Genomic DNA, 14,840 nt, shown 5'->3' on the forward strand with positions numbered 1-14,840 from the left:
CCCCGCCCGGCCCGCAGGACTCGCGCCCGCCGCCGACCGCCCCCCCGGCCCCGCTCCCCACCTGGCCGGAACCCACCCAGGCCGCCCCGCGCGAGGAACTCACCACCACCGACCCCCGACCCGCGCCCGAGCGCGCGAGAACCGCAGCTCCCGCGGCCGCCGTCCCTGCGGGGCGCCCCCGTGTACGGCCGGACACCGCCCCGTCCGACCGCCGCACGCAGCCTCGCGAACGCCCCGCCGCCGCCCCCAAGGCGAAGGTGAAACGGAAGAACCCGCAGCCGTCGAAGCCGACCACCAGGAGGGTGATTCCGAGAGTCCAGGCCCCCAAGGAGAGGCAGCGGCCCGCCGCTCGCCGGCAGCAGCCCCCGGCCGGTCAGGCACCCGACACGCGGTCGCTCTGCCGCGAGGCCGGCCGGATCGGCGCACCGATGGGCGCGGCGGACCTCTGCCGCAGCGCATACGGCCGCTGACACGGCTTGTCCGAATTCCACGGTGCCGACTGTCAGTGGTCGCCGCAAGACTCTGAGCTGATCGCCGTTCAGAGGGGGGAACCATGGCGTTCCGGGCCATGCACGCCGAGTGGGGAACCGTCTTCGCGCACCTGCCCGATCTGGGGTGCGGGCAGGCGTGGGAGGCGGTGTGGAAGGTGCGTCCGCCCGCGCCGATCACCTGCGCCGAGTGCCGGCACCCGATGCACGCGAAGACCTCCCACAGCGGGCTCAAGTTCTTCGCCCACGCCCCGCACGCCCCGGACTGCGAGATCGCCCGCCAGGGCGAGTCGGAGGCGCACCACCTGCTCAAGCTCGAACTCGCCAACGCCGCACGGGACGCGGGCGCCCACGCCGAGCTGGAGGTCCGGGCGCCGGACGGCTCCTGGCGCGCGGACGTGCTGGCCACCGATCCGGCCGGGTCGTGGCGGATCGCGCTGGAGGCCCAGCTCTCCCCGATCACCGCGGCGGACGTCACCGCCCGCACGGCGCGGATGCGCGAGGACGGCGTCGCCTCGTGCTGGTTCAGCGACCGGCCCCGGCCCCCGTGGCTGGGCACGGTGCCCTCCATACGGCTGGACACGGCGGACGGCGGCGGCCTGGTCGTCGCCGAGGGCTTGGTGAAATTCACGGGCAGCGGCTGGTCGGTGCCGCCCGGGGCGACCTTGACCGACTTCCTGCGCTGGGTCTTCACCGGCAAGGTCGTCTCCCACGCCCCGCGTACGACACTTGGCTACCCGCTGCGGCAGCTCGCGCACGTCTGGACGGCACCGCAGTACACAGCCGCCGAGGACACCTACCTGGTGGAGGAGGCCAGGCGGCAGCGCGAGCTGGACGAACAACGGGCCCGCTACCAGGCGAAGGCGGCGAAGAAGCGCGCCGAGACCGACAAGAAGAACGCCGCCTCGCGCCGGGCCGCTCTGGAGCGGGCCACGAAGGCGGAGGCGGACGCACGCCGGCTGCACGGCACCCCGGCCGGGGCGAGATGGCAGGCGCAGCTCATGACCCGCAGGGGCCTGCGGCAGGCGGTGGACCACCTGGCCCGCGAACACGGCATCACCGCGACAGCGGGCCTGAGCCTCAATGACCGCCGGTGGGCCGGCGGCACGCCGCTGATCGGTCCCGACGGCGTACCCGTCGCGGTCCTCGACCCGGAGTCGGCGTTGGTCAACGGCGAGGCGTTCCGGCTGCTGGCCGGGATGCTGCTGGTGTTCGAGACGGTCAAGGACGCCCAGCGGTTCGACCGCAACACCCGGCGCCGCAGGAAGATACCCATCGACGGCTGGCGGATGGCGTACACCGTCGCCCCGGCCCCCAAGCCCGCCGGAAAGCCCGCCAGAAAGGCCGCTGCCAAGGCGGCCGTACCGCGCTGCCGGCCCACGGGCGGCCCCTGCCGGTGCCAGGAGCCGGAGCTGTCGGTGACGATCTCCGGCTTGCCCCACCCTGCCGAACCCGCCGACCGTATGACCCCGGCCGCCGCGCTCTACACCGCCTCCTGCCGCGCCTGCGGCGGCCCGTACGACAACCCGTGGCGCCGCACGGCATGACGATCTGATGGCGCCTCATGTCCCGCGAGTACCGCTCGCCGGGCGCGAGCGAGTCGTTCGACGTGTCCGGGACGTGGCGTGCTCAGATGAGACGGCACGTCGAACGGCACAGGGAAAGGGCGCGGGATGTCCGAGGACACCATGAGGGCGATGGCGTACGACACCTATGGCGGGACGGAGGTGCTCCGCGAGACCCGGCTGCCGCTGCCGAAGGTCGCCCCCGGGGAGGTCCTCGTCAAGGTCCGGTGCGCCGCGGTCAACCCGGTCGACTGGAAGATCATGGCGGGCGGGCTCGACAGCCTGATGGACGTCGTCCACCCGGCGGTCCCGGGCTGGGACGTCAGCGGCACCGTCGAGCGGGTCGGCATCGACGTACCCGAATTCGCGGCCGGTGACGAGGTCATGGCCTACGCCCGCAAGGACTACGTGCACGGCGGCACCTTCGCGGAGTACGTCAGCGTGCCCGTCCGCGCCCTCGCTGCCAAGCCCGCCTCGTTGAACTGGGCACAGGCCGCCGGGCTGCCGCTGGCCGGCCTGACCGCCTACCAGCTCCTCACGCGTCTGGGCACGGCGGCCGACGACACCGTCCTCGTGCACGGTGCGGCCGGCGGTGTCGGGTCCCTCGGCGTCCAGCTCGCGCGGGCGCTCGGCGCACGGGTCATCGGCACCGCCTCCCCGCGCAACCACGACCGGTTGCGCGGGCTCGGCTGCGAGCCCGTCACGTACGGGGACGGGCTGGCCGAACGCGTCCGCGCACTGGCCCCGGACGGAGTCACCGTCGTCGCCGACTTCGTGGGCGGGGTCCTCGAGACCACCCTGGCCGTCCTGGCCGAAGGCGGGCGGCACGCCTCCATCACCGACCACACCGTGCTCGGTGCGGGCGGTCAGTGGATGTGGGTCAGGCCGTCCGGCGAGGACCTCGCAGCTCTGGGCCGGCTCTCGGACGAGGGAAGGCTCACGGTCGATGTCGCTGCGACGTTCCCGCTCTCCGAACTCGGAGCGGCCTTCGCCCTCAGCCAGGAAGGCCATGCCGCAGGGAAGATCGTCATCGAAATCTGAACTCGCTTCGACCGGACACCTGGCGGCTCGTCGAACTCGTATCCGGGCCCCTGGTCGACCGACGGTCCGCCAGAGACCGGTTCACGCCACCCACAGCACGTCTTTCAGGCTCACTTCAGGGCGAAACCTTGAGTTAACCCTGCAAACGATATTGCAGGGCTATGGTGTTTCTTGACTGATCGTTGACCAAGCGTTTGCCCGCTCTAGAGACGTGGACTGCCAGGAAGGAGGCTCATGTTCCGAGGTGCGACGGCCCGAACCCTGGTGTCGATCCTCGCCTCCGTCCTGCTCGGCCTCCAGGTCTTCGCGCCCACCTCATCCTTCGCATCCGCGCACACGGCCCCTCACGTCATGACCAGGAGTCAGCCCGGAATCAATCCCTCCGGGCAGGCGCCACGCGACGAGATCGCCACCTGCCGAGACGCCGGCCACTACGGGGACCCGACCGGCCCCCTCCGCACCCGCGACCGGTACCGCACAGCCGACCGTGACCGGTACCGCACAGCCGCCGACTCCGCACCCGGGGCACTCGACCGTCCCCATCCGAGGCAGGAGACCTCGGGGGCGGGCGAGCCGGGCACACCCCGCACCGCGCCCCGTCGCACGTCGAGATCCACGACGGCCCACTCCCCGGCGGCACTTCAGACCTTCCGCTGCTGATCAGCGGAGCCCCCCACGCACAACCGTCCTGCCCGTCCGACGCGCCCCCACAGCGCGCCAGGAGGAATCACCACGTCATGCAGCCCCTCATCGACAACGCCCGTATGTTCGGACAGAGCCCTGAGGAGTTCGCCAAGCTGGCCGAAGGCCAGTCGCCCGAGGTTCTGTTCATCACCTGCTCCGACTCCCGGGTCGTCCCTGCCCTGATCACCGGCGCACGCCCCGGACAGCTCTTCGAGCTGCGTACGGCGGGCAACATCGTTCCCCCGTACGCCTCCGGCACCCCCACCGGCGAGGCGGCCACCATCGAGTACGCCGTGGAAGTCCTCGGCGTCAAGGACATCGTGGTCTGCGGGCACTCCCACTGCGGCGCCGTGGGCGCCGTAGTGCGCGGCGACGACCTGACCGCCGTACCGGCCGTACGGGACTGGCTCGCGCACGCCGCGGACGAGCCCGAGTGTTCCGATCCCGCCGACCCGACGGTCGCCGAGGCCGTGCAGAACCACGTCCTGACCCAGATGCTGCGCCTGCGCTCCTACCCGTGCGTCGAGAAGCGGCTGGCGGAGGGGCGCCTCCGCCTGCGCGGCTGGTACTACGAGGTGGGCACCGGCGCCGTGCGCGAACACCGCATGGAGACCGACTCGTTCGAGGCGCTGTGAGGAGCGCCATGTCCCTGATACGCAAGTTCCCCCATCTGCGCCACGATTTCCTCGCCTCCATCGTCGTCTTCCTCGTCGCCGTGCCGTTGTGCGTCGGCGTGGCGGTCGCCTCCGGTGTCCCGGCCGAGCTCGGGCTCGTCACCGGCATCGTGGGCGGCCTCGTCGCCGGGCTCATGCCCGGCAGCAGCCTTCAGGTCTCGGGTCCGGCCGCCGGCCTGACCGTGATCGTCTTCGAGGCGGTCAGCGAGTTCGGGGTGGGCACGCTCGGTGTGATCGTGCTGGTCGCCGGTCTGCTCCAACTCGCCATGGGCTTCTTCAAGCTCGGCCGCTGGTTCCGCGCGATCTCCGTCTCCGTCGTCGAGGGCATGCTCTGCGGCATCGGCCTGGTGATCATCGCCGGCCAGATCTACGCGGCGGCGGGGCTGAAGGCCCCGGGGACCGGCATCGGCAAGATCGTGGGCCTGCCCGGGGCGTTCGCCGACGCGCTCGGGAGCACCGAGGCCCTGGCCTCGCTCGCGATCGGCGCGGGCACCATCGCCGTCATCGTGCTGTGGAAGAAGCTGCCGAAGCGGATGCGGTCCGTGCCCGGCGCCCTCGCCGCGGTGGTGCTGGCGACGGTCGCCTCGCTCGGCCTCGGACTGCCGGTCGCCACGGTCGAGGTGGAGGGCCTGCTCGGCGTCGTCCAGCCGCCCGGCTCCGAGGCCTTCGCCGAGCTGGGCAGCCCCGCCATCTGGGGAACGATCATCGCGTTCGCGCTGATCGCCTCGGCGGAGAGCCTGTTCAGCGCGGCGGCCGTGGACCGGCTGCACGCCGGCCCGCGCACCCACTACGACAAGGAGATGCTCGCCCAGGGCACGGGCAACGCGGTCTGCGGCCTGCTCGGCGCACTGCCGATGACCGCGGTGATCGTACGCAGCTCCGCCAACGTCGAGGCCGGCGCCAGGACCAAGGCGTCGCGGGTCCTGCACGGCGTGTGGCTGCTGCTGTTCGCCGCCGCGCTGCCGTTCGCCCTGGCGCTGATCCCGCTGCCGGCCCTCGCCGGCATCCTCGTACACGCGGGCTGGAAGCTGATCCCGTTCCGCCAGATCGCGGGGCTGTGGCGGGATCACAAGGGTGAAGCGGTGATCCTCGTGGTCACGGCCGTGGCCATCGTCGTGGTGAACATGTTCGAGGGCGTCCTGATCGGCCTCGCCCTGGCGATCGTCAAGACCGCCTGGGAGGCCTCGCACGTCAAGCTGGAGGTCATCGACAAGGGCGTCGGCCCCATCCAGGCGTACCTGGCGGGCAACGCGACCTTCCTCCGCCTGCCGAAGATCCTCGACAGCCTGGAGTCCCTCCCCCAGGACCGCCCCGTCGAACTTGACCTGTCGGGACTGCACCACCTCGACCACGCCTGCCGTACGGCGCTGGAGAGCTGGGCCGAACGGCACAGCGCGACCGGCATCGAACCGGTCAAGCTCACCATCGCCGCCTGAGCGGGCGGTGGAAGGCGGGCTGCATCAGCCGGCGGCGCGATCTCCGGGGACCAACAGGCCACCGACGCGACAACAAGCGGCGGATGTCTCAGCTGGACCAGGGGGTGTCCGATCCTGGTTCGCCGGACAGGCCCTGGGACCTGTCTCACCCCTGGGGGTGGAGCGTAGCCGTCCAGTAGGCGCAGTCCGGCCAGCCGCGCCCCCACCGCCCGCCGCCGTCGCAGAAAGCTGAGCCTCCTGGCATCCGACGGATGGAGTGGTCACGCATGCCCCTGCAATCCCCCTGGCACCGGGCCCGGCGCGTCGGCGCGGTGAGCGTCACGGCTCTGGCGCTCGTCCTGAGCCTGCCCACGGCGGCGACGGCCGCGCCCGGCGATCTGGATCCCGCCTTCGACGGCGACGGCCGGGTCGTCACGGACCTGGGCGGCTTCGCGGGCGCCCAGGGCATGGTCGTGCAGCCCGACGGCAAGATCGTCACGATCGGGGACGGCTACTCCACCGAGACATCCGGCGACTTCACGCTGACGCGGTACAACCCCAACGGCAGCCTGGACACGACGTTCGACGGGGACGGCATCGTCACCACCGACTTCGGCGTCAACAACGACCAGGGCCGGGGCGTGGCCCTGCAGCCCGACGGCAGGATCGTGGCGGTCGGCGGGTCCACCGACTACGGCGGCAACAGCGCGTGGGTGGCGGCCCGGTACAACCCCGACGGCAGCCTCGACCCCCTCTTCGGTGACGGCGGCAGGGTGGCCACGGACATCGACGTCAACGAGATCGAGGCCGCCGAGGCGGTGGTGGTGCAGCCCGACGGCAAGATCGTGGCCGGTGGCGGGAGCGGCGGAGTGTGGTCGCTCGTGCGCTGGAACTCCTCCGGTGTCCCGGACCCGACCTTCGACGGGGACGGCATCGTCACCACCGCGTTCGGTACCGGTTGCTGTCGGGGGGTCAGCGATCTGGCGCTGCAGTCCGACGGCAGGATCGTCGCCGCCGGACGGGCGGACGGTCTCGCGCTGGCCCGCTACAACACCGACGGCAGTCTGGACACGAACTTCGACGGCGACGGCCGGGTGACCACCGGCGCCGGATCCGCCGAGGGCGTGGCCCTGCAGTCCGACGGCCGGATCGTCACCGCGGGCCAGGAGGGCAACGCCTTCCTGGTGAGGCGGTTCACCGCCGGCGGCGCCCCGGACACCAGCTTCGACGGCGACGGCCGGCTCACCACCGTCTTCGGCCCCGAGGACGGCGGCGCCGCGGACGTGGCCCTGCAGTCCGACGGCAGGATCGTGGCCGCCGGCACCTACGGCGGCGACTTCGCGCTGGCGCGGTACAACACGGGCGGCAGTCCGGATCCGGACTTCAGCGGCGACGGCAGGGTGACCACCGACTTCGGCGGCCCCGACGACCAGGCCACCCAGGTGGCCCTGCAGCCCGACGGCAAGATCCTGACCGCCGGACTCGCCGGTACCGCCGTCAGCTTCGAGGAGGACCGGGCCCTGGCCCGCCATCTGGGCGGTGGCGGCATCGAGCCGCCGACCGGTGTGGACGTGTCGGTGACGAAGACCGGGCCGACCGCGGTCAGCATCGGCGACACCGCCACGTACAGCGTGGTCGTACGGAACAACAGCACCACGACCACGGCGACGAACGTCCAGCTCACCGACACCCTGACGGGCACGGCCACCATCCTGTCGGCCACCACCAACCGGGGAACCTGCACCGTCGTCCCGGGCCGGGTCACCTGCGCGGTCGGCACGCTCAACCACGTCGGCAGCCCCTCCGGCTCCACCGCCACCGTGACGATCGTCGCCGAGCCCTCGCGTACCGGCACCCTCACCGACACCGTGACGGTCACCGCCGCCCAGACCGACCCCCTGACGAGCAACAACACCGCGACCCGCGTCACCACCGTGAACAACAACCGCGGCTGCACCATCATCGGCACCAGCGGCAGCGACACGATCAACGGCACCTACAACAACGACGTGATCTGCGCCCTCAGCGGCAACGACACCGTCAACGCGAGCTTCGGCAACGACACCGTCCACGCCGGCCCCGGCAACGACCGGGCCGACGGCAGCTACGGCAACGACACCCTCATCGCCGGCCCGGGCGGCGACACGCTCCTCGGCAGCTACGGCTCCGACGTCCTCAACACCGTCGACGGCGTCGGCGGCAACGACACCGCGAACGGCGGCTACAACACCGACACCTGCACCACCGACTCGGGCGACATCCGCGTCAGCTGCCCGTGACCGGAGCACCCGGGGCCCGGAGTCGTGAACTCCGGGCCCCGGGCGCGGCCAGCGGTTCAGCAGACTTTCGCACCGAACCGAAACGGCGATGCCCCGGGACGCGTCCCGGGGCATCGCCGTGAATGAGCGGCGTACAGGACGCGGCACCACCCGGTCACAAGCCCGCTGGCCGATGATGCGGGCCGAACCAGTCTCCGCGGCGACTGCGCGGCCTGGAGGCTGGTCTGGGCCCGTCCACCTCCGCACGGTCCAGGAGCGCGAGTGCGGCGTCGTATTCGCACTGCAGGCCCCCCAAGGGGGCAGGAGCCTCCGAGGCGCTCACGGAGGCGACAGTGGCCTTCCTGACCCCCTCTGGCACGAGAACGGCGCCGCACCGGGGGTGCAGCGCCGTTCGTGTTGAGCGGGGTCGTCGGGTCAGGACACGGCTTTGAGGTTCTGGCGGCGCTTGGCGTCCTCGCGGAGTCGGCGCTTTTCGGCGAGCTGGTCTTGGTAGGCCGCCACGGCCTTCCGGTAGTGCTCCACGAAGCCGGGGGCGTTCAGGCGCTCGTCTTTCGGCATCGCCTCGACGGCCGCGATGGCGTCCTCGGGGGAGAGGTAGGCGGCGAGCATGGGGTTGAGCTGGTAGACGCCGGCCCGCTTCTTCTTCACCAGCTGCGCCAGGTCCAGGTCGCGGAGTGCGGCGTTCACGGCGGCTCGGCTCAGGCTGAGCATCCGCGCGAGGGTGACTTGGTCGACCTCGATCCGGCCGCCCGGCTCGCTGTGGGCGCGCATCTTCAGCAGCACGCGGTAGGCCGCGGGCAGCAGGTCCAGGTCGGCGACGACGCCTTCCGCGTTCACCGCGGCGAAATGCAGACCGCTCACCGTTCGACTCCTTCTTCCTTGTGCTGTGCCCGCTCCCGGCGGCGCTCAGCACGCATGTTCGCCCGCTCCTCGCGCAGCCGCTCGATCTCCTGGCGCATCCGCTCCAGTGAGGGGAAGCGCACCAGGTCGGGCAGGCTCTCGTCCGACCGGATCCTGGCAATGGTCTCGTGCTGGTCGACCCGGATGTACTGCGCGTCCATGGTCTCCGTGCCTGGGATGAACTCGGCAACCCGGTAGGAGTACGGCGGGTTGAACTGATAGACCCCGCGCTTCACCCGGAACACGATCCCGTGGCCCATGACTTCCTGCAGTGACTCGTTGACCTTGGTGCGCGTGACGTCCAGGACGTGGGCCATCTCGTCCTGGGTCAGGGGGATACGCCCGCCAGCCTTCTGACACGCGATCATCAGCAGGATCAGCCGCAACGGCAGCGCCTCGCGGAAGAACTGCGCGATGACGAGGAAGAACTCCAGGCTGTCCATGGAGAAGGCGTTCGGCTCGTCCGGCTGCCCGTAGAACTCCAGCGGCTTCCGCTCGCTGTCCAGCGTGAGCTTCCGGCCCGGGTACGCGCGGGCTACGTCGTCCAGGTCCTTGACGGGCCGTAGCGGCCGCTCCCAGGCGTCGGCCGGATCGTCGGCCAGCGGCAGCTTCGGCTGTGGCTGAGGTGTCCCCCGAGCCCCCGGGCCCCCGGACGGCGGCGCTGCGGCTCTGTCGACACGAGGCTGCTCTCCAGGCTGTTGATCTCTGCGACGCGGAGCAGTATGTCACCTCTGCTTGACATGGATGTCGCTTCGACGCGACATGCCGCACGAGTTGTGTCCCCCAGGGGAGACAGATCTCCCACTTGTGTCCCACGACCCGCACGCGGGACACACCCGTGGTCGCCTCCAGTTGACATGCTGGGGGAATTCATGTCGCCTCTGGTTGACATCGAGCGGTTGATATGTCCCCTCGGTCGGGACACATCGGCAGCGATATGTCCCCTCACCCGGTACATATCTCAAGATTCGCGGCTCTCTGACCTGCGGTTTCTTGATCTCGCCCTATATCAGTGGCTGAGGTCACCCGTATGCCGCGGATCCAGTCGCCGCCTTCGAGTTCGGTCGTCACGCGGCACGCTCCAGCAGCGCAGTGCCGGGGCGGCCCTGCCGGCGTCCGTTGACGGTCGGCGTCTGCAGGTCCTCGATCTCCGCCCAGCCGTACCGGCCGGAGTGCTTGGTCCGGTACATGGAGACGTCCGCGCCGCGCATCAGGGCGGGCAGGGCGTGGATGCCGAGGTAGTCGGGGACGGCGGCGCCGACCGACGCGGCGACCGCGACGGACCCGGTCTCGGTGGGCACGGGCTCGTGCAGCGCGTCGAGGAGGTCCTGGAGGTGATGCTTCATCGCGTTGTCGCGGGCCTGGGTGTCGACTCGGGTGGCGACGGCGAACTCGTCTCCACCTAGACGGCCGACGACTCCGTGGGGTCCGGCCCAGCGGGCGAGGCGCTCGCCGGTCGTAGCGAGCGCGGCGTCGCCGGCGGCGTGGCCGTGGGTGTCGTTCAGGCCCTTGAAGTGGTCGAGGTCGACGATGCACAGCAGGGAGTCCTGCCGGTGGCGGATGAGCAGGCGCTGGGCGCGGCGCTCGAACGCGGCTCGGCGCTGGGCTCCGGTGAGCGGGTCGCGGCGTTCGGCCGCGAGGCGCCGGTGGAGCGTGAACGCGTGGATGGTCCAGCCGGTGAGCGGGACCGCGAGGGTGGTGATGAGGAGGGCGCGCTGCCCGATCGGGCCCGGAACGCGCGTGGCGGGGTTCATACTTGGATCTCCCTCTCGTCTTGTACGGGATGGGTGACCCAGGGCAGGCGAACTGGTTTGGACGCCGATGTGCGCCTGTCCCGGGGCGGAGCTACAGCGCGAAGTCGCTGCGGGTCGTGGAGCTGAGCGGGCTGTGCCAGCGGCCGGCCTTCGCGGCCGTCCACTCCATCTCCCAGCTGGGCCGAAGCCCGCGCGCTCCCCAGCTGTCCGGCTGCTTGCCGGGGATCTCAAGGCCGGCCGTGTGCGCGGCGTCGTACACCTCGTGCGCGCGGCGCAGGGCCGCGGCAGGCGAGTCGGCGACGCCGGTGAAGACGTGCACACCCCCGCCGGGCCGGGTCGGTGGTGTCGTGTATTGGGACGTCTACCTCGTAGATCCGCAGGAGCATGACGTCCAGCTCCTCTCTGTGCTCGGTGTGGTGAGGGACCACCGCGACCGCCCCGGCCCCGGCAGGTGCCCGGCGGCGTGCCGGATGTAGACGATGCGCAGCGGGAAATAGGCCCGCGCAGCCGTCGGCGCAACGCAGATAACCTGCGCGCATGAAGCGGATTCAGCGGGCCGCTGGCGCGATCGTCGGCTCGGCGGTGGGTGACGCTCTGGGCGGCCCCTTCGAGTTTGGTCCCCCGGGAGCGTTCTCCGCGCGGTTTCCCGCACCTGGTGCCGGTAGCGAGATGAGCGGAGGCGGTGGCTGGGACCCCGGCGAGGCCACTGACGACACGCAGATGGCCGTCCTGGTCGCGGAGTCCCTGCTGGAGCGGGGCGGACTCGATCTGCCGGACATCTTCGCCCGCTTTCAGCGGTGGGCAGCATCAGAGCCGAAGGACATCGGCCTGCAGACCGAAGACGTCCTGACCAACGGCATGCCCTGGGACCTTGCCGCCGCTATCCATTTCCAGGTCAACCAGCGAGCAGCGGGAAACGGCTCCTTGATGCGGGCATCAACCTCTGCGGTCCACTTCGCGGCCGCCGGTCAAGAAGCCACCATGGACGCGGCCCGCCGTATCGCTGCCCTCACTCATGGGGACCGCGCGGCATGGGAAGGCACCGCGATCTTCCACGAACTCATCCGCGTCACGCTCGAGGACATCGACCCCCTCACCGCGCTCTCGGACGTCCTGGCTCTCGTCCACCCCGACCACCGCGACCGCTACGTCACGGTCCTCGCGCCCGACTGGCACCCCGAGCAGGCGACCGAGTTCAACGGTGCCGTCTGGCCCTGTCTGGGCTCCGCCGTCTGGGCCGTGCGCACCACCACCAGCTTCGAAGACGCGATACGCGCGGCGATCGACCTCGGCGGTGACACGGACACCGTCGCCGCGGTGACAGGAGGCCTCGCAGGGGCGTATTACGGGCTGGCTGCAATCCCTGCCCACTGGACGCAGCCGCTGCATGTCCCCCTCCCAGGATTCGATGGACGAGTGCTGCACCTGGCAGACCTGCTCCACCTTGCACACCGCCTCGGAGAGGGGCTGACCAAGGGACAGGTGTATTAGTCCGCATAGATGGCAGGGTCGGCGGTTCCGTCCTGGATGGGGAGGTGGCAGGACGAGCGCCCCTGCCACCACTCATCTCGGGCCGGGAGTTCGCCCGGGGTGAGCGGGTGCGGGTGCGGCCCGTCGGCGGCACGGCTCACTCGCGGACCGCGTCCGCGTACCGCGCTTCCAGGTCCGCGCGCCCTTCGGGGTCGTCGGCCTCCTGGTCGACGTCGTCGAGGCCTCCGTGGACGGAGCAGACGGCGACCAAGTGCAGCCCGGTGTCACTGGTGTGGGCCTTCAGCAGGTCGGTGACCGAGAAGACCGGCTGCCACGCCGGGGCGTCGCACTCCTCGTCGTACGGGCAGCCGACCAGCAGGTCGAAACCGAAGTCGCTCTCGCCGTCGACGTCAGTGCGCAGGGCGAGGACCAGGCGGTCGGGCCCGAGGCGGATCTCGCCGACGCGGTCGCCGCCGGCGAGCGGCGAGTTCTCCCGACACCGCCAGGAAAGCGGCATCAACTGCTCGCCGTGCGAACGGCGGACCAGGGCAGGCCCTTACACCTGTCGGCGACGGGACCGCCACGGACGGACCGGGGCCCGGCCGCAGCGCCGGAGCGGGGAGCGGCCGACGTGGAGCTCGCCGGACCCGCCGACCGTCTGTACCTGAGGCTGTGGAACCGGCTCCCGTCCGATGCCGTGACCGTGACCGGGGACGAGGCGCTCGCCCGGCTGTGGCGGGAGAATTCGGCGGTCACCTGACCCCTGACCGCCTGGCGACCCGCGGGCATCCGTGCGGCCTGCCCCGGCTTCGGTGACCCGCGGGTGAATCAGTCCGCCAGCTTCTCCAGATTCGACTGGCGGCCGTTGGTGCCCGCGATGAACGGGCGCATCGTGAGCTTGTCCTTCGTCCCGTCCTCGCCCGCCATCTCCAGGAACTGCTGAAAGGTGACCTTGATCTCGGCGGCCGGAACGTTCGGGTCCTTGTAGTACACGAACCCGTTCGCCTCGTCGTAGTTGGTGAGCAGCACGGCATGCGCCGAGCGCTGCAGGCCCGTCCTTGCCGTCCAGTCGAGGAGCGCGGCCTTGCCTGCGTTCCCCGGGATGCTCCGGAAGTCGTTGACGAGTTGCCGGTCGGCAGGGGTGACGGTGGCGCTGGTGAACCTCTTCCGCACCGTCATGTACTGCGGGAAGTTGGTGATCTGCCCCATGGCGATCTTGGCGTCGGAGGTCGCGTAACGCTTGTCCTCGTCGCTGCCGTTCTCGGGATACGGGCTGATCACCTGCTGGCCGGCGTTGAGGATCTTGGTGACTTCGTCGCCGTCGGCAGAGGTGAGCGACAGGAGGAGTTCCGATTTCTCGATCGCCTTGTCGAACAGTTCGATCAGCGTCTCTTTCCGGACGCTCTCGCCCTGGGAGCAGATGCTGTTGGCGAAGGCACCGGCCGGGCCGGGTTTCGGTACGCGGGTAAGGATCGTCGCCAGAAGTTGGTCGTACGTGACTGTGTCACCGTTCATGTTCTCGATGGTCGCCCGCATCGCGTGCAGGCTTTCTCCCATCATCTGGACACCTGTCGACCGCTTTTCGGTTTTCTGGGCGGTGGCCCGGGCATCTCGATCGGCCTTCTCGGGGAAGGATCGCATCGCCGCGTTGAGTGCCGTGGTGTTGAGGCCGTAGGCGTTGGCCATGGCCTCCAGCACGTACAGCCAGCACGAAGGACCCACCTGCCCGATCAGCCTGGTCTCCCGCACCGTGGGGGCTCGCTGGATCGGGCCGGCTCCCCCCTGCTCCACCGGCCCGGACAGCTCGGCGCCGGATGTCGTGGTCCGGGAGGAACCCATGCTCATCACCCGGCTCGCGTTCGCCTCAGCCTCGCGCTCGAACCTGTCGGACGGATCGGAGACCCGCAGGCCGCCGCCGTTGTCGGTCCCGGCCACGGGGCCCTGGCGCTGCTGGATGACATGGGTCAGCTCATGGGCCAGGGTGTGCTTGTCTCCGCCGCCCTCACCGATCACCACGTGGTCGCCGGAGGTGTAGGCGCGCGCGCCGACCTCGGCGGCCGACGCCCGGGCCGCCGAGTTGTCGTGGATACGGACTCCGGAGAAGTCCGCACCGAACTTCGCCTCCATATCGGTGCGGGTCGAGTCGTCCAGGGGCCGGCCGGCGGTGGCCAGCACGTCATGGACTGCGGAGCGTTGCACCGGCTCGCCGTGGACGGCGGATCGCTGTACCGGCTCTGGTGCCTCGGCTCCCGGCCCGGCTTGATGGCTGCAGCCGGGGCCGTGCTGCTGGTGGGCGGGCTGGGCCCAGGGGTGACCGGTCTGGCGGAGCAGCTGGACCATGGCCGCGTTTCCAGCGGTGCGCTGCATGTTCAGAGCGCCGGGCGGAGGCAGGGGAGCTCGGGCTGCCACCTGCCGTTCGGTACCGGAGGTTTTGGGGCTGTGTTCCTGAGACATACGAGGGAGCGCCTTTCATGGAAGTGGGCTGAAGCCATCCATGACAGAAGTCCCGGTACGTGCAGAAGGACAGAAGGGGCGGAGGGCGGGACAGCCTTCGCTGCCCGAACGCACCT

The 14,840-nt window shown here is 70.8% G+C and carries 13 protein-coding genes and 1 pseudogene; 8 read left to right on the top strand and 6 right to left on the bottom strand.

What is annotated here, in order from left to right; all coding sequences use genetic code 11:
* The 6 genes and pseudogenes from IO20_RS41060 to IO20_RS0130175 form a co-directional block, all read left to right on the top strand.
* Window positions 1-470 (top strand): annotated as a pseudogene (locus IO20_RS41060) (hypothetical protein); the annotation flags it as partial.
* 83 nt (window positions 471-553) lie between these two features.
* Window positions 554-2,035: a competence protein CoiA family protein gene (locus IO20_RS0130150; protein ID WP_051874671.1), complete on the top strand. Its 1,482-nt coding sequence runs from the start codon at window positions 554-556 to the stop codon at window positions 2,033-2,035.
* Window positions 2,036-2,176: 141 nt separating this feature from the next.
* Window positions 2,177-3,094, top strand: a complete 918-nt coding sequence (locus IO20_RS0130155) for an NADP-dependent oxidoreductase (protein WP_078946163.1) — start codon at window positions 2,177-2,179, stop codon at window positions 3,092-3,094.
* Window positions 3,095-3,831: 737 nt separating this feature from the next.
* Window positions 3,832-4,413: a carbonic anhydrase gene (locus IO20_RS0130165; protein WP_030554162.1), complete on the top strand. Its 582-nt coding sequence runs from the start codon at window positions 3,832-3,834 to the stop codon at window positions 4,411-4,413.
* 8 nt (window positions 4,414-4,421) lie between these two features.
* Window positions 4,422-5,888: a SulP family inorganic anion transporter gene (locus IO20_RS0130170; RefSeq protein WP_030554163.1), complete on the top strand. Its 1,467-nt coding sequence runs from the start codon at window positions 4,422-4,424 to the stop codon at window positions 5,886-5,888.
* Window positions 5,889-6,154: 266 nt separating this feature from the next.
* Window positions 6,155-8,146: a DUF11 domain-containing protein gene (locus IO20_RS0130175; RefSeq protein WP_030554164.1), complete on the top strand. Its 1,992-nt coding sequence runs from the start codon at window positions 6,155-6,157 to the stop codon at window positions 8,144-8,146.
* 414 nt (window positions 8,147-8,560) lie between these two features.
* Here the strand turns inward: IO20_RS0130175 and IO20_RS0130180 are convergent, their stop codons facing one another.
* The 4 genes from IO20_RS0130180 to IO20_RS37025 all read right to left on the bottom strand — a co-directional run bounded on the left by IO20_RS0130180 (window position 8,561) and on the right by IO20_RS37025 (window position 11,119).
* A complete protein-coding gene (locus IO20_RS0130180; protein ID WP_030554165.1) occupies window positions 8,561-9,007 on the bottom strand; it encodes a hypothetical protein in 447 nt (148 codons plus the stop codon).
* Window positions 9,004-9,489, bottom strand: a complete 486-nt coding sequence (locus IO20_RS0130185; RefSeq protein WP_245685103.1) for a hypothetical protein — start codon at window positions 9,487-9,489, stop codon at window positions 9,004-9,006. Before IO20_RS0130185 ends, IO20_RS0130180 begins: the two co-directional genes overlap by 4 nt.
* A gap of 624 nt (window positions 9,490-10,113) precedes the next feature.
* Entirely contained in the window at window positions 10,114-10,800 is a 687-nt protein-coding gene (locus tag IO20_RS0130190; protein WP_030554167.1) for a GGDEF domain-containing protein, read from the bottom strand.
* 91 nt (window positions 10,801-10,891) lie between these two features.
* Window positions 10,892-11,119 (bottom strand): hypothetical protein, encoded by a 228-nt coding sequence (locus IO20_RS37025; protein ID WP_425423758.1) that lies wholly within the window; start codon window positions 11,117-11,119, stop codon window positions 10,892-10,894.
* A gap of 218 nt (window positions 11,120-11,337) precedes the next feature.
* On the opposite strand from IO20_RS37025, the gene IO20_RS0130200 reads away from it, so the two are divergent.
* Entirely contained in the window at window positions 11,338-12,291 is a 954-nt protein-coding gene (locus IO20_RS0130200; protein ID WP_030554168.1) for an ADP-ribosylglycohydrolase family protein, read from the top strand.
* A 136-nt stretch (window positions 12,292-12,427) separates the two neighbouring features.
* Here the strand turns inward: IO20_RS0130200 and IO20_RS41660 are convergent, their stop codons facing one another.
* Window positions 12,428-12,787, bottom strand: a complete 360-nt coding sequence (locus IO20_RS41660; protein ID WP_051874673.1) for a hypothetical protein — start codon at window positions 12,785-12,787, stop codon at window positions 12,428-12,430.
* Between the two features lie 114 nt (window positions 12,788-12,901).
* On the opposite strand from IO20_RS41660, the gene IO20_RS42055 reads away from it, so the two are divergent.
* A complete protein-coding gene (locus IO20_RS42055; protein ID WP_281181687.1) occupies window positions 12,902-13,030 on the top strand; it encodes a hypothetical protein in 129 nt (42 codons plus the stop codon).
* 68 nt (window positions 13,031-13,098) lie between these two features.
* Here IO20_RS42055 and IO20_RS42430 read toward each other — a convergent pair whose 3' ends face one another.
* Window positions 13,099-14,724, bottom strand: a complete 1,626-nt coding sequence (locus tag IO20_RS42430) for an eCIS core domain-containing protein (RefSeq protein WP_078946158.1) — start codon at window positions 14,722-14,724, stop codon at window positions 13,099-13,101.
* Window positions 14,725-14,840: the final 116 nt, after the last annotated feature.

Source organism: Streptomyces exfoliatus, from assembly GCF_000725545.1.
Taxonomy (GTDB): Bacteria; Actinomycetota; Actinomycetes; order Streptomycetales; family Streptomycetaceae; genus Streptomyces; species Streptomyces exfoliatus.

What these genes read in the sequence shown, in the direction of transcription:
- IO20_RS41660 (WP_051874673.1), bottom strand. Translation starts at nt 12,787, where the DNA reads ATGCCGCTTTCCTGGCGGTGTCGGGAGAACTCGCCGCTCGCCGGCGGC.
- IO20_RS0130190 (WP_030554167.1), bottom strand. Translation starts at nt 10,800, where the DNA reads ATGAACCCCGCCACGCGCGTTCCGGGCCCGATCGGGCAGCGCGCCCTC.
- IO20_RS0130175 (WP_030554164.1), top strand. Translation starts at nt 6,155, where the DNA reads ATGCCCCTGCAATCCCCCTGGCACCGGGCCCGGCGCGTCGGCGCGGTG.
- IO20_RS42430 (WP_078946158.1), bottom strand. Translation starts at nt 14,724, where the DNA reads ATGTCTCAGGAACACAGCCCCAAAACCTCCGGTACCGAACGGCAGGTG.
- IO20_RS0130150 (WP_051874671.1), top strand. Translation starts at nt 554, where the DNA reads ATGGCGTTCCGGGCCATGCACGCCGAGTGGGGAACCGTCTTCGCGCAC.
- IO20_RS0130170 (WP_030554163.1), top strand. Translation starts at nt 4,422, where the DNA reads ATGTCCCTGATACGCAAGTTCCCCCATCTGCGCCACGATTTCCTCGCC.
- IO20_RS0130185 (WP_245685103.1), bottom strand. Translation starts at nt 9,489, where the DNA reads ATGGACAGCCTGGAGTTCTTCCTCGTCATCGCGCAGTTCTTCCGCGAG.
- IO20_RS0130155 (WP_078946163.1), top strand. Translation starts at nt 2,177, where the DNA reads ATGAGGGCGATGGCGTACGACACCTATGGCGGGACGGAGGTGCTCCGC.
- IO20_RS0130165 (WP_030554162.1), top strand. Translation starts at nt 3,832, where the DNA reads ATGCAGCCCCTCATCGACAACGCCCGTATGTTCGGACAGAGCCCTGAG.
- IO20_RS0130200 (WP_030554168.1), top strand. Translation starts at nt 11,338, where the DNA reads ATGAAGCGGATTCAGCGGGCCGCTGGCGCGATCGTCGGCTCGGCGGTG.